This is a genomic window from Kribbella sp. NBC_00709 (genome assembly GCF_036226565.1).
Taxonomy (GTDB): Bacteria; Actinomycetota; Actinomycetes; order Propionibacteriales; family Kribbellaceae; genus Kribbella.
This window is the reverse complement of the sequence record NZ_CP108996.1, coordinates 4,575,180-4,589,108: the sequence shown is the minus strand read 5'-3', so window position 1 is coordinate 4,589,108 and position 13,929 is coordinate 4,575,180. Positions and strand designations below refer to the sequence as shown.

Annotated in this window: 14 protein-coding genes; 5 read left to right on the top strand and 9 right to left on the bottom strand. The window is 68.9% G+C overall.

The features are described 5' to 3' along the window. Positions 1 to 40: 40 nt before the first annotated feature. The 5 genes from hpf to mtrA form a co-directional block, all read right to left on the bottom strand. On the bottom strand, positions 41 to 667 hold the full coding sequence (hpf, locus tag OHA18_RS22620; RefSeq protein WP_328997255.1) for a ribosome hibernation-promoting factor, HPF/YfiA family: 627 nt from the start codon (positions 665 to 667) through the stop codon (positions 41 to 43). A 238-nt stretch (positions 668 to 905) separates the two neighbouring features. Beyond that, complete coding sequence (locus OHA18_RS22615; RefSeq protein WP_328997254.1) at positions 906 to 1,487, bottom strand: ComF family protein; 582 nt, start codon at positions 1,485 to 1,487, stop codon at positions 906 to 908. Positions 1,488 to 1,660: 173 nt separating this feature from the next. Next, positions 1,661 to 3,433: an LpqB family beta-propeller domain-containing protein gene (locus tag OHA18_RS22610; protein WP_328997253.1), complete on the bottom strand. Its 1,773-nt coding sequence runs from the start codon at positions 3,431 to 3,433 to the stop codon at positions 1,661 to 1,663. After that, positions 3,430 to 4,986 carry an MtrAB system histidine kinase MtrB gene (gene mtrB / locus OHA18_RS22605; RefSeq protein ID WP_442914419.1) on the bottom strand — a complete coding sequence of 519 codons (1,557 nt, stop codon included), beginning with the start codon at positions 4,984 to 4,986 and terminating at the stop codon, positions 3,430 to 3,432. Before mtrB ends, OHA18_RS22610 begins: the two co-directional genes overlap by 4 nt. 239 nt (positions 4,987 to 5,225) lie before the next feature. Further along, entirely contained in the window at positions 5,226 to 5,903 is a 678-nt protein-coding gene (gene mtrA, locus OHA18_RS22600) for an MtrAB system response regulator MtrA (RefSeq protein ID WP_131345780.1), read from the bottom strand. Between the two features lie 268 nt (positions 5,904 to 6,171). On the opposite strand from mtrA, the gene OHA18_RS22595 reads away from it, so the two are divergent. Genes OHA18_RS22595 through OHA18_RS22575 form a run of 5 tightly spaced genes read left to right on the top strand, consistent with a single transcriptional unit; the run spans position 6,172 to position 11,219 of the window. Then, a complete protein-coding gene (locus OHA18_RS22595; RefSeq protein WP_328997252.1) occupies positions 6,172 to 7,191 on the top strand; it encodes a hypothetical protein in 1,020 nt (339 codons plus the stop codon). After that, positions 7,188 to 7,820 (top strand): DUF4129 domain-containing protein, encoded by a 633-nt coding sequence (locus tag OHA18_RS22590; protein ID WP_328997251.1) that lies wholly within the window; start codon positions 7,188 to 7,190, stop codon positions 7,818 to 7,820. The genes OHA18_RS22595 and OHA18_RS22590 overlap by 4 nt, the downstream gene beginning before the upstream one ends. Beyond that, positions 7,817 to 8,959 (top strand): DUF4350 domain-containing protein, encoded by a 1,143-nt coding sequence (locus OHA18_RS22585; protein WP_328997250.1) that lies wholly within the window; start codon positions 7,817 to 7,819, stop codon positions 8,957 to 8,959. The genes OHA18_RS22590 and OHA18_RS22585 overlap by 4 nt, the downstream gene beginning before the upstream one ends. Continuing rightward, positions 8,956 to 9,927 carry an AAA family ATPase gene (locus tag OHA18_RS22580; protein WP_328997249.1) on the top strand — a complete coding sequence of 324 codons (972 nt, stop codon included), beginning with the start codon at positions 8,956 to 8,958 and terminating at the stop codon, positions 9,925 to 9,927. The genes OHA18_RS22585 and OHA18_RS22580 overlap by 4 nt, the downstream gene beginning before the upstream one ends. Continuing rightward, positions 9,927 to 11,219 (top strand): DUF58 domain-containing protein, encoded by a 1,293-nt coding sequence (locus OHA18_RS22575; RefSeq protein ID WP_328997248.1) that lies wholly within the window; start codon positions 9,927 to 9,929, stop codon positions 11,217 to 11,219. Before OHA18_RS22580 ends, OHA18_RS22575 begins: the two co-directional genes overlap by 1 nt. A 70-nt stretch (positions 11,220 to 11,289) precedes the next feature. Here OHA18_RS22575 and OHA18_RS22570 read toward each other — a convergent pair whose 3' ends face one another. From OHA18_RS22570 to OHA18_RS22555, 4 genes are all read right to left on the bottom strand, one after another. Then, the gene (locus tag OHA18_RS22570; protein WP_328997247.1) at positions 11,290 to 11,703 is read right to left on the bottom strand and encodes a hypothetical protein; all 414 of its coding nucleotides are present in this window, start codon (positions 11,701 to 11,703) and stop codon (positions 11,290 to 11,292) included. A gap of 8 nt (positions 11,704 to 11,711) precedes the next feature. After that, positions 11,712 to 12,509 (bottom strand): VOC family protein, encoded by a 798-nt coding sequence (locus tag OHA18_RS22565; RefSeq protein WP_328997246.1) that lies wholly within the window; start codon positions 12,507 to 12,509, stop codon positions 11,712 to 11,714. Then, positions 12,509 to 12,841, bottom strand: coding sequence for an ArsR/SmtB family transcription factor (locus OHA18_RS22560; protein ID WP_328997245.1), 333 nt, complete (start codon positions 12,839 to 12,841; stop codon positions 12,509 to 12,511). The genes OHA18_RS22565 and OHA18_RS22560 overlap by 1 nt, the downstream gene beginning before the upstream one ends. A gap of 142 nt (positions 12,842 to 12,983) precedes the next feature. Beyond that, a complete protein-coding gene (locus tag OHA18_RS22555; RefSeq protein ID WP_328997244.1) occupies positions 12,984 to 13,928 on the bottom strand; it encodes an ABC transporter ATP-binding protein in 945 nt (314 codons plus the stop codon). Position 13,929: the final 1 nt, after the last annotated feature.

The window sequence follows — 13,929 nt, the reverse complement described above, 5'->3', positions numbered from 1 at the left end:
GGGCGATCGCCCGGCCCCTTCGTCGTGCTCCTCCCGAGGTCTAGTTGGCCAGACGGATCACGCCGTAGTCGTAACCGCGGCGGCGGTAGACGACACTCGGCTGATTCTCGTCGGCGTCGACGTACAGGTAGAAGTCGTGCCCGACCAGTTCGAGCTCGTAGAGCGCCTGGTCAAGGGTCATCGGCTTGGCGGTGTGGGTCTTCTCCCGCATCACCAGCGGACCATCGCCGGTCACCAGGACAGATCCATACTTGTGTGTCGCCACCTCGTCCTCGGCGACTGGTTCCTCCACTACCGGTGTGTTGCCGTTGAGCGGCTGCTTCGCGTTCACGTGCCGTAGGCCTTCCGGGCCGCGCTCACCGCGGTGCACCCGGCGCCGGTCGGCCGCCTTGCGGACCTGGGACCGGAGCCGGTCCAGGCAGACGTCGAACGCCGCCTGCTTGGTCTCGCCGCACGCCTCTGCGCGGACCACCGGACCCTTGGTGTACATGGTGAGCTCGACACGCATCGCCCGATCGTGCTGTCGCGGGTTCTTCTCCTGGCTGACTTCCACCTCGCACCGCAGTACCCGGTGATCGACCTTCTCGATCCGCTCGAGTTTTTCCTCGACGTACTGCCGGAAGCGGTCACTGACCTCGCAGTGATGACCCTTGACAACGACGTCCACGGAAACCTCCATCGATCGGCGACTCTCTGTTACGTCTCCGGGCCCCCATCTTTCGTGTCCTCGCTCTGTCGGTGGCGATTGGGGCGCCCGAAACGAGAACACCCGCCAGCGCGCCGGTCGGACTGCGCGGCCAGGAATCCGGCTGATCCGGTCCTGCGCCACTGCACTGCCCGACAAGCCCGTGCGGGTGTCATAGGCCAACGCTAGTCGGCTTCGGCGAAAACCGGTAGAGAAGTTCTCATGAACCAGACGGTGAAAGCCGTTGCGTCGCGGCCAGCACGGCACAGCCGAGGACCGGAATTCCCCGGGAATCCAAGGCGCGGCAGGCTTCGCTGAGCGTGGAACCGGTGGTGATCACGTCGTCGACCAGCAAGAGCGGTTGATCCATCAGCGTTTCAGCCCAGCGCGAACGCGGCCCGAAAGCCCCGTCCAGGTTGGCGGTACGGCGTTCCGCGGACAGCCCGGCCTGGTCGTCGGGACGCCGTACGACGCGCAGCGCGTCGGCCAGCCGCGCGTCGATTCCCTGTCTGCGCAGGGATCTGACCGCAGCCTTCGTAATCCGCCGGAGCGGATCGTGCCCGCGTTGCCGGACGGTCGCCGGAGCGGACGGCACCGGGCACAACCACCCGGCCCGCCGGTCCCCCAGCGCCGTCCGGACCGCGGTTGCCAGCACCTGCCCGAGCGGTTTGGCCAGGGCGTACCGGGCCTGCTCCTTGTGCGCCAGGATCAGGCTGCGGAGCTCCCCGGCGTACGGCGCGGCGGCGGTCGGCGGCGGGAGCCCGGGCGGCCGCGGGTCGGGCCATGCACGGAACGGAGTCAACCGGGTCAGTAGCCTCCGGCAACCATCACAGAGAGTTACGCCGGGCCGGTCGCAGCCCGCGCACCGGCCGCCCAGGACGAGATCCACGAACGCGTCCCGGACCGGCACCGCACCACCATCGGCGAACCGGCCCACCGCCCGCAACCGGGCGGCCGCCGGCCTGTGGACAACCGTCAGCCCGGATAGGTGGGGATGATCGGGGCCGAGGGGCTGCCGGCGTCGTCCATCGACACCCAGGTCAGCTCCTTGCTGAGCCAGTGGATACGGCCCGCGTCGTCCTCGATCACCGGCAAGGTGTCCTTGTTCGGGTTCGAGGCGACGTACTGCGGACGGAAGTCCGGCGTCGAGCCGGGCAGCAGCTGCAGGCTGGACCCGTCGGTGTTGACCAGCCAGGCCTGCCGCGCCGAGTTGCTGACCGTGCTGCTCGCCCCGATGACGACGATGCCCTGCTTGTTCCAGGCCGCGTCGGTGATGTTGTTCAGCGCCAGCCGCAGCGGCTGGAGCTGCGTGAGGATCAGTTGCTTGCCGCCGCCGGTGGTCTGGATCGCGCCGGTCACGACCTCGTTCTGACCGCCGGACTTCGGTTTCAGCACCAGGAGCACCCGGACGCCGTCCGGCGCCATCCGCAGCACCAGCGGAGTGTCCCCGTTGAAGTTGACCGCCACCGAGCTGAGCCGGCCGTCGTGATTGCGGACCCGCAGCCGCGGGTGGGGGGTGTCGGCCCGGTCCAGGATCCACAGGTTGTCCTGGAAGTCGAAGGTCGGCGGCAGGGTCTTCCCCTCGACCTTGATCGGGACGGCGTCGGCATCCTTGTCGGACGGGTCCAACGGTCCGTACAGGACCTGGTTACCGGTGACCGCGACGATCGCCCCGGCTTCACCGCGAAGGCTGACAGCGAACGACTCGGCCTTGTGCGCCCACAGCGGACTGGAGTTCAGCGGCTGGGGGGCGATCTCCGAGGCGCCGTCCATACCGACGATCTGCTGCACCCGCTGGTGCTGCAGGCCGTAGAGCTTGGTCTGGGACCCCACCGACACCTGCGGGTCGTACTGGCTGAAGTTGGCGAACGGCAGCACGTCCGGATCGTCCGGGAGCAGCGGTGCGCCGCCGACGGTGATCTTGGCTCGCAGATTGAGCTGGTTGAGCGTCCAGACGATCTGTGCGGCCAGCAGCCGCCGGTCCTGGTCCCGGAGCGCACCTGCACTGTCGTTCAGCGCCACGGTGGCCACGCCGAAGTCGACCGGGACGGACACCTGCACCTCAGTGCCCGGTGGGGCCAGAGTGACGACACCGTTGCCTAGCCGGGTGGTCGGGCCCTTCAGCAGCTCCTGGATGAGCTGGGTGGCTCCCTGGCCAGGAGAGAGGTTCTGCGGCAGGTAGACCGGGTCGGGCACCAGGACGTTGCGGCTCTGGTTGAAGAAGTACAGGTCGCGCGGCGCGAGCTTCAGGTCGACCTGGTTGCTGCCGAGGTACGCGCCGGTCGGGACCGAGTCGACCCGGAACTGCCCGTTGATCTTCTTCAGCTTGAAGAGGAAGTCGGCCCGGTCGGTCGCCGCCGCGGGGATCCACTCCCCGCGCTTGCCGATGGTGGCGATCTTCTGGGCGGCCAGCTGGATCCCGTCGCCCTTGCGGGTCAGTGACTCGGGACTCTGGTCGTACACCACGGTCTGCGCCTCGGGCTGCCACTTGGCCGCGGCGTCCGGCGTCATGTACTGCCGGGCGACGTCGTAGGCCTGGGAGTCCGACATGGCCTCCAGGAACCCGCTGACGATCGCCATCTCGTCGACGTTCGCCCGCGGTGGCTTGGCCTCGACGCCGACACCGCCCAGATCCTGCGCGCGCCCCTGCCGCTCCCCGCTACGGATGGTGCCCTTGGTCGGTACGGCGGCGCAGCCTGCCAGCAGCACGACGGCGGCCAGCAGAACCACGGCCAACCTGCGCCTCACCGGTCCTCACCGCCGCTCAGCTTCTGGTACGGCGCTCCGACGTCGACGAGCTCGGTCACGACCCGGGTCGCGTCGGGCGGCCGCGGCGGCAGCGGCGAACCGGTCAGGCCCGTGTCCGGCCGGCGCGGCAGCGTGAGCCGGAAGTACGCACCGTCGCCCGGTGAGCCCCAGGCATCCAGCCGGCCGCCGTGCAGCCGGGCGTCCTCGAGCGCGATCGACAGGCCGAGGCCGGTGCCGCCCGTGGTCCGGGCCCGGGCCGGGTCGGCCCGCCAGAACCGGCTGAACACCATCTCCGCCTCCTCGGCGCGGAACCCGACCCCGTGGTCGCGGACGGCCACTGCGGCCGCATCGTCGTCGTACGCCGTGCTGATCCGGATCGGCAGACCCTCGCTGTGCTCGATCGCGTTGCCGATCAGGTTGCGCAGGATCCGCTCGATCCGGCGCGAGTCCACCTTGGCGCGGCACGGCTCCGGCATGTCCAGCTGGACCTCGCAGCCCTTGCGGTGCAGCAGGGTCTCGTGGTTCTCCAGCACCCGGCTGACGATGTCGCGCAGGTCGACGTCCTCCAGGTCGAGCGCCGCGGCGCCGGCGTCGAATCTGCTGATCTCCAGCAGGTCGGCGAGCAGCTCTTCGAACCGGTTGAGCTCGTTCTGCAGCAGTTCCACCGAGCGGCGACTGATCGGGTCGAACTGGTCGCGGCTCTCGTGCAGCAGGTCGGCGGCCATCCGGACGGTGGTCAGCGGCGTCCGCAGCTCGTGCGAGACGTCCGACACGAACCGGCGCTGCAGCCGGGACAGCTCCTCCAGCCGGCGGATCTGCCGCTGCAGGTTGGACGCCATCTTGTTGAACGACACCGCGAGGCGGGCCAGGTCGTCCGTCCCCCGGACCTGCATCCGCTCCTCGAGCTTGCCGGCCGCGAGCCGCTCAGCGATCCGCCGCGCCATCCGGACCGGCGTCACGACCTGACGGGTGACCAGCCAGGCCACTGCGCCGAGCAGGACGATCAGCAGCAGACCCGCGGTCACCAGTGCGCGCTGGACGACGTCGAGCGTCTCCTGCTGCGCGGTCAGCGGGAACAGGAAGTAGATCGCGTACCGGTCGCCGGTGGAGTTGATCCGGATCTGCGAACCGATCACCAGCCCCGGTACCGAGGGGGCGTCGCGGTAGTTGATCTCGGTGTAGGTGTCGTACAGCTTGGAGTCGTCGCTCATCACGGAGGACGCCAGCGCCTGCGGGATCGAGTCGCTGTCGACCAGGCCGGTGTACCGGATCGCGTTGGACGCTGCCTGGTCGGTCGGCACCAGCAGGACGTCGTACAGACCCGGGCGGTTGGAGCCGAGGACCAGCTCGGACAGCTGCTGGTTGATGGTGTTGCGGTTGGCGGCGTCGATCGTGATGGACAGCTGGGCCAGCTGGGCCCGCACTTCGGCCTGCGCGCTGGTCCGGCGTGACTCCAGGACACCATCGGTCACCTGGCTCATCATCACCCAGCCGACCAGGATCAGGACCAGGGTCGACATCAGCAGGGTGCCGGTGACGATCCGGGCCTGGATCGACCGGCGCCAGATGTCCGGCCAGTGCTTGGGGTGCGTCCGCCAGATCGGCTGTGGCTGGGCAGACCAGTCCGCCGCGGTGACGGTCAGCTCCAGCTCCGTCCCGCGGGACTCGGCTACCTCCTGCTCGGGCGGTGCCGTCGGCTGTCCCTGCTGTGGCCCAGCGTGGTCCTCGGCAACCGGGTCGGTTGCCGAGTCACCAGAGACAGCCTGCGACTCTTGGCCGCGTCCGTACTCGATCAGTCCGCACCCGCCTTGTATCCGACCCCGCGGACCGTGACCACGATCTCCGGGTGCTCAGGGTCCTTCTCGATCTTGGAACGCAGTCGCTGGACGTGCACGTTCACCAGCCGGGTGTCGGCGGCGTGCCGGTAGCCCCAGACCTGCTCCAGCAGCACCTCGCGGGTGAACACCTGCCAGGGCTTCGACGCCAGGCAGACCAGCAGGTCGAACTCCAGCGGCGTCAGCTGGATCGTCTCGCCGGCCCGCTTCACCGAGTGGCCGGCCACGTCGATGGTCAGGTCGCCGATCGTCAGCGACTCCGGACCGGGCTCGTCCATCCGGCGCAGCCGGGCCCGGATCCGGGCCACCAGCTCCTTCGGCTTGAACGGCTTGACCACGTAGTCGTCGGCACCCGACTCCAGGCCGAGGACGACGTCCACGGTGTCGCTCTTGGCGGTCAGCATCACGATCGGAACCCCGGACTCGGCCCGGATCGCCCGGCAGACGTCGATCCCGTCCATGCCGGGCAGCATCAGGTCGAGCAGCAGCAGATCAGGCTTGAACTCCCGGAACGCCGGCACTGCCTTGTCACCGGTCGCGCACAGATACGTGTCGTAGCCTTCGTTGCGCAGAACGATGCTGAGCATCTCCGACAACGCTGTGTCGTCGTCGACGATGAGAACACGGCCCCTCATCGTCCGGTTACCGTCTGCCACGCCCTGCTCCTTGCCGTCCGATTGCCATCCGACTGCCGTCCGATCGGTGTGCGCCCGGCGGGTGCCAGGCCGTACGCACTACGGATAGTGTCCCATTCCCCCGGTAGTGCACACGCCGGATCGCCGTGTGACCCCGAGTTGGGCTGTGATCATCCGGGATCATGGTGCACTCGCGGGGTTCACCACAACTCACGTGCCGGCGGGCACGACGGTTCATACGACGGTTCAGCCGGGAGGGAGGGGCGCAGTGGCCGACCAGAACATGCACCTGCACGACGACGTCGCCACGGAGCCGCTGCGGCCGTGGCTGCCGGCGGATCTGCTCGACAACGCCGCCCGGACGATCTCCGACAACAAGACGATCATGCTGGGCCTGCCGGTGCTGGCCGGGATCGCACTGGTCGCGGTGCAGGCCGTTCTGACCGAGGTCGCCGTCCCGGGTGGGCTCCCTGGGTTCCTCGGGGCGGATGACCCCTTCGAGCAGGCCGGTGCGGCCCTTCTGCTCACGTACGGCGTACAGGTGGTGCTGTTCTCGGTCGTGTCGAGCATGCTGTCCGGAATCATCGCGCTGGCCGCGGTGCGGAGTCAGCTGGCGCATCGGGTCGGTCCGCGTGAGCTGATGCGGCTGGTGCGACCTGCGCTCCCCGCACTGGCAGTCGTCGGGTTGATGCAGTCCCTGTCGTTCATGCTGCTGCTCGGTGGCTGGGGCCTCGCGGTGCTCGGTATCGGTGCCGGAGCGGATGCCGCGATCTCCTCCGACGTGGCGGGGGCGGTGGCCCTGGTGATGATGCTGGTCGGCGGCGTACTCGTGCTGATCTTCGGCATCAGACTGGTGCTGGCCGGGACCGTCGTCCTGATGGAGGGCCGGCACGCGCCGGACATCGGCCTCTACATCCCGGTCCGGGTCGGGGTCTGGGGAGCGCTCCGGCGGTCGTGGCAGCTGGTGAAGGGCAAGTTCTGGCGAGTGTTCGGGATCCTGCTGTTCGGCGGGCTGGTGGTGAACATCATCGGATACGCGCTGCAGTTCGGGATCACCGCGCTGGTACTCACGGTCGGCTCGTGGGCCGACAGCAGCGACAGCAGTGGGGCCACAGTCGTAGCGATCGTGCTCAGCCTCGCGGTGGGGGTCTCCACGCTGATGACGCTGATCGCCAGCCTCGCGTTCATGTCCGCAGTACAGGCCCTGATCTACCTGGACCTTCGGGTACGCCGGGAGGGTCTGGACCTGTGGATGCGTCCTGCCCTCCGGTTCGAGGAGACCGCGTGATCCTCTTCCTGCAGGAGCCACCGGTCGACATCGACCGGGAGCGCGCCGCCCGCGAGGCCGCCGAGGAGCTGTCCAAGTCGACGTACCGGGATTCTGGCGGCTCGCTGATCGAGAAGGCGATCGGCAAGGTGCTGGACTGGATCCGCGACCTCCTGGACAGCCTGACCGGTTCCTCGCCGAACGGGCACGCCGGTCTGGCCATGCTGATCGGTCTGCTCGTGCTGGTGGCGCTCGTGGTCCTCTGGCGGGCCGGCGTACTGCGCACCAGCCGTCGGGCTAAGTCGCAGGCTGTTTTCGACACGGCCCGGCCTGCTAGCGCGGCGGAGTACCGCGCGTTGGCGGAGCGGGAGGCTGCTGCCGGGGACTACGCGCTGGCGATCCGCAGCCGGTTCCGGGCGTGCGTGGCCGAGTTGACCGAGCGGACCGTGCTGGACGAGCGGGCAGGGCGCACGGCGTACGAGGTGGTTGCCGATGCGTCGCGTGTCGCGCCCGTACTGCGTGAACCGCTGCAGCCTGCCGCGTTGGTGTTCACGGAGGTTGTCTACGGCAACCGTCCGGGGACACCGGAACGGTACGCCGCTGTGGTGGCCGCTGACGACGCTGCACGGACCGCTCGGGTGGCTGCATGAGTACGCCGCTCGGGCGCGGCGCCGGCGACAGCTGGCGCGCGCTGCGGACGCCGCTGCTCGTCACGGGGTTGATCGTGCTGGCTGCGATCGTCATCCTGATCGCTACCTCGGCGCGTACGTCGGGGCCGTTCAGTCCGGACTCCACCGCGTCGGACGGCGCACGGGCGCTGGCGGCATTGCTGAAGAACCACGGCGTCGACGTACACAGCACAGAGACGCTGGACGACGCCGTACAGCCAGGTGACGGCAAGGCGCTCATCATCGGTCCGGCCGGCTCACTCGGCCGCCCTGACCTGGAGCGGATCGCCAATGCACGCTGGAGTCACCTGGTGCTGATCCGGCCCGGCAGCCGGGCGTTGGAGGTCCTGGCGCCGGGTGTGCAACAGACTGGCGATGTGCTGTCGTCACGCAGTCGCGAGGCCGGGTGCGACCTGCCGGCTGCTGCTCGAGCCGGCACAGTCACCGTCAGCGGACCGACGTACAGCGCGCCTGCAGGAGCTTCGGCGTGTTACGGCGACGGCATCAACAACACGGTGATCCGGTTGGAGGTCGGCGACCGGATCGTCGACGTCGTCGGTACGCCGACGTCGTTCACCAATGCGCAGCTCGCTGACGACGGGAACGCGGCGCTGGCGCTCAATCTGATCGGCACCCACCAGGACCTGACCTGGTACCTGCCGCAGTTCGAGTCGACCGACACCGGCACCGGCGACGACAGCAGTGCACCGCTCATCCCACCGGATGTTCGCTACATCGGATGGGCGCTGGCGTTCGCAGTACTGGTCGTGGCGATCTGGCGTGGGCGGCGACTCGGTCCGGTGGTGGCAGAGCGGTTGCCGGTGATCGTGCACGCCGCTGAGACGACCGAGGGCCGAGCGAGGCTCTACCGACGTTCGCGGGCCCGGGACCGCGCCGCGGCGGCACTGCGTGAGTCGGCGCTCGGCCAGCTGCACAAGGCGCACGGCATTCCACGACGGGCCGACCCGTCGGCGGTGGTCGCCACCGTGGCCGCACGGACCGGGCGGGACCCCGTCATGCTGTACGAACTGCTCTACGGCCTGCCGCCACAGACCGATGCCGCTCTGATGTCCTTGTCCTTCGAGCTCGACGTCCTGACCCAGGAGGTACGACACCCGTGACGACTACCGAGGTCACCGCCGACCAGGCCCGCCAGGCGCTGGTCGCGCTGCGGACCGAGATCGGCAAGGCGGTGGTCGGCCAGGACACCGCGGTGACCGCACTGGTGCTCGCCCTGCTCTGCCGCGGCCACGTGCTCCTGGAGGGCGTGCCCGGTACGGCGAAGACGCTGATGGTGCGGGCACTGTCGACGGCGATGCGGCTGAACACCAAGCGCGTGCAGTTCACACCGGACCTGATGCCGGGTGACGTCACCGGGTCGCTGGTGTACGACGCGAAGACGTCGGAGTTCGAGTTCCGCCCCGGACCCGTGTTCACGAACATCCTGCTGGCGGACGAGATCAACCGGACGCCACCGAAGACGCAGGCAGCGTTGCTGGAGGCAATGGAAGAGCGGCAGGTCACCGTGGACGGTGAGCCGCGCAAGCTGCCGGTTCCGTTCGTGGTGGCCGCGACGCAGAACCCAGTGGAGTACGAGGGCACCTATCCGTTGCCGGAGGCCCAGCTGGACCGGTTCCTGCTGAAGGTGACGCTGGACATCCCGCCGCGGGACGCCGAGATCGCCGTACTCGCTCGGCATGCGCAGGGGTTCGATCCGCGCGACCTGGAGGCGGCTGGGCTGCGACCGGTCGCCGGTCCGGAGGACCTGCTGGCCGGACAGAACGCAGTACGGCGGGTTGCGGTGCGGGACGACGTACTGGCGTATGTGGTGGACCTGTGCCGGGCCACGCGGCAGTCTCCGTCGCTACAGCTCGGGGTGTCGCCGCGTGGCGCCACTGCGTTGCTGGCGGTGTCGCGGGCGTGGGCGTGGCTGTCTGGGCGGGACTACGTGATTCCGGATGACGTGAAGGCGATGGCGCGTCCTTGCCTTCGGCATCGGGTCCAGGTGCGACCGGAGGCCGAGCTCGAGGGTGTCAGCGCGGACGCAGTACTGGAGAGCGTGCTCGCGACGGTGCCGGTCCCCGGCTGATGGTGCTCACCGGGCGGGCTGGGGTGCTGGCCGGGGCCGGCGTGGTGTTCGTCGCCCTGGTGATGCCGTCGTGGGCTGGAGTCGGTCTGGTCGTCGCTGTTGTGCTGGTGGTGTGTGTGGTCGACATGCTGCTAGCTGGGGCGCCGGGGCGGCTGCAGTTCAGTCGGGACGGCGACAACGCCGTACGGCTCGGTGAGCAGGCTGTCGTGCAGTTGCTGGTCACGAACCCGGGACGCCGGGTGCGCGGGTGGTTGCGGGACGCGTGGCCGCCTTCTGCCGGCGTACTGGATCCACCGCACAAGCTGGATCTGCCGTCCGCTGAGCGTCGGCGGCTGGTGACACACCTGGTGCCTACGCGGCGCGGTGATCGGCATGCAGTGCGGGTGACCGTGCGGGCCTTTGGTCCGCTGGGGTTTGCCGGGCGGCAGGGGTCGCATGAGGTGCCGTGGACGGTGCGGGCACTGCCGCCGTTCAAGAGCCGGAAGCACTTGCCGTCGCGGTTGGCGCGGCTGCGGGAGCTGGATGGGCGTACGGCGCTGCTGGTGCGCGGGCAGGGGACCGAGTTCGACTCGCTGCGGGACTACGTGCCTGGTGACGACGTACGGAGCATCGACTGGCGGGCCACGGCTCGGCGCGGCAACGTAGTACTGCGGACGTGGCGGCCGGAGCGGGATCGTCAGGTCGCCATCGTGATCGACTCCGGACGGTTGTCCGCTGGACGCGTCGGGGATGCGCCACGGCTCGACCATGCGATGGACGCTGCGCTGTTGCTGGCTGCTCTGGCGACACGGGCCGGGGACCGGGTTTCCTTGCTGGCTTGCGATTCCGCGGTGCGTGCCGACGTACGACGTCCTGCGCCGCAGGATGTGCTGCCGTCGTTCGTGAACGCACTGGCGAATGTCGAGGCTGAGCTGGTCCAGACGGACTTCCGGATCGTGGTGTCGCAGGTGCTGGAGCGGTTGGGGCAGCGCTCTCTGGTCGTACTGCTGACCGGTCTGGATCCTGCTGTCATCGAGGAATCCCTCCTCCCGGTGATCGGTCCCCTCCTACGTCGTCACGTCGTACTGCTCGCGTCGGTCGCCGACCCGCGCCTGACCGAGCTCGAAGCGACCCGCACCGACCTGCTCGACGTGTACGCGGCCGCCTCCGCCGCCCGCACCCGCCTGGACCGAGACCGCCTAACCGCCACCCTCACCCGAGCCGGCGTAGTCGTCATCGACGAAAACCCCGACCACATAGCCCCCGCCCTGGCCGACACCTACCTATCCCTCAAGAAAGCCGGCCGCCTGTAACCTCGCGCTGCTCGGGCCTCAAGAGTGCCGCCTCGAAGGTGAGGCGGGTCGCCGGTCCGCGGAACTTCGGTCACTGCAGATCCGCCCGAGCCTGGAACCAGTGAATGACGTTTCGCCAGAAGTAGAACGCCGTCTCGCCACCGGGGAGCAGCGACTGTACGACGGTGACGCGGCAGCCCTCGTCGGTTGCTTCGAAGTCGATCCGCGTCTCGGTGTCGTCGACCGAGCTGCGGTACGCGAACAGCGCCCCGGGCTCCCAGTCGGTGATCTTGCCGATCTCGAGTACGTCGTCCGGTAGCGAGTAGATCTCGAGGACGCGACCGCCGACCCCGGGCTCGATCTGCATCGCGGTGGCGCGCGCCGCGTCGAAGAAGTTGATCGGTCCGCGTACCCACCACAGGTCGATCTCTTCGGTGAAGATCTTGAACGCCGTTGCCGGATCGACGGCGACGTCGACGGATGCGGTGGCCGATGGTGCGGTCAACAGGGCTCCTAGGGTTGGGTGGGACGGGCTTGGAGGAAGGTCCAGCGATGGCCCTCGACATCTTCCGCCTCGTACGAGCGATAGCCGTACTGGTGGATCTCCTGAAGGATCTTGGCGCCGTTCTCCTGGCTGTGGACGAAGTGTGCGTCGAGGTCGTCGACGTACACCCATGCCGCGTGGTCCGCCGCGGGAGCACCCTTCTCGGTTCGCTCCAGCAGGATGATCGAACTGGCGCCGGCGTGGAGCTCGATCCAGGTCGGCCGGCGCCCTTCTTCCGGGATGCGGTCCCACGTCTCGAGCCCGAACACCGTGTGCAGCCAGCGCGCCGCGGCGGCGGGATCCTCGTAGGACAAGGCGATCGCGAGCCGGCCGACCTCACGCGGCGTCGATGCTGCGGTGTCCCGGCGGGCGACCCAGTTCGGGAACCAGTGGAGGACGTTCTGCCAGGAGTAGCTGGCCTTCGTACCGCCGGGGACGAGCGCTTCGACCACCGTGACGCGGGTACCCCCGTCGACGGGATCGAACCTGATCGTGGTTTCGGTGTCGTCCACGGAACTGCGGTACTCCAGGCGCTCGCCCGGCTCCCAGGCCGTGATCACACCGCGCTCCAAGGCGTCATCGGCGTACAGCTCGAGAATGCGTCCGCCGACGCCTGGCTCGATCCGTACTTCGATGGCGCGGGCCGAGTCCCAGAAGTTGATCGGGCCGCGCACCCACCACAGGTCGATCTCCTCGGTGAAGATCTTGAACGCGGTCGCCGGATCGGCGGTGACCTCGACGGATGCGGTCGCGGACGGCTCGGTCATCAGGACTCCTTCTGCTCGACGTGGCGTTTGAACGAGCCCAGCTGGTCACGCCAGTGCGCCTGGACCTGGTCGAGCCAGGCTTGTACGGCGACGACGGGCTCGGGGTTGAGGCGGAAGACACGCACCCGGGCGTCGTCGGGCACCCGCTCGTCAGCAACCAGACCGGCCTCGAGCAGGATCCGCAGATGCCGGCTCATCGCCGGCGAGGATGCGCCGGTCGCCACCGCCAACTGCCCAGCCCGCTGCGGTCCCTCCCCCAGCAACCGCACGACCTGCCGCCGAGTCGGATCCGCCAGCACCTCGAAGAACCGATCCACCGCATCTTCTACCATGCGGCAATAATTCTACTATCTGTGAACTATTGTCAACAGCTCGAAGAATCAGCCGCGGCGTGCGCAAGAACGGGTAGTGCACCTCATCTACGCCGTATGCGCGGAACGAACCACGCTCAGGTGCACTAGGCGCCGAGCACTACTACCCGTTCTTCTGCACGCGGAGATGGCAGGCGACCTGGGGTCCGAGGACGGCGGGGAGGATGTCCAGCGGCTTCGAGGTGCAGGCGTCGAGGCCCTTGCCGGCGGCTACCAGTTGGCAGCGGGGGTGGAAGCGGCAGCCGGTGGGGACCTGGGTGGGATCGGGGGGCTCGCCGGTGAGGACGATGCGTTCGGGGGATTCGGGGAGGACCGACAGGAGGGCTTGGGTGTAGGGGTGCTGAGGGTTGGTCAGGATGTCCTCGGTGGGGCCGGATTCGACGATGCGGCCGAGGTACATGACGGCTACCCGGTCGGCGATGTTCCAGGCGAGCCCCAGGTCGTGGGTGACGACCAGCGCGGACAGGCCGAGGTCGTCGCGCAGGCGGAGGATGAGGGAGAGGATCTCGCCGCGGACCGAGGCGTCGAGGGAGGCGACGGGTTCGTCGGCGATCAGGACCTTGGGGTCGAGCGCGAGCGCGCCGGCGATGACGACGCGTTGGCGCTGCCCCCCGGACAGCTCGTGCGGGTAGCGATGGAAGAACCGCTCGGGCGGCCGCAGACCGGCGCGCGCCAGGGCCGAGGAAACAATGGATTCCTCGTCCGGGAGGCCGTGAATTCGCGGGCCTTCGGCAACTGCTTCGTAGACGGTATGGCGGGGGTTGACGGAGCCCATCGGGTCTTGGAGGACGAGTTGAACCTGGCGGCGGAAGGCTTTCAGGGCGCGGCCGGAGTAGTTCAGCGGAGTGCCGTCGTACCCGACCTGGCCCGAGGTAGGGCGTTCCAGGCCCAGGAGCGTGCGGGCGAGGGTGGTCTTGCCGCAGCCGGATTCGCCGACGAGGGCGACGATCTCGCCGGCGCCGATGGACAGGTTGACGCCGTCGACAGCGCGGGCCCGGCGACCGCCACGGCCGGAGAACTCGACCTGCAGATCAGTTGCTTCTAGCAAG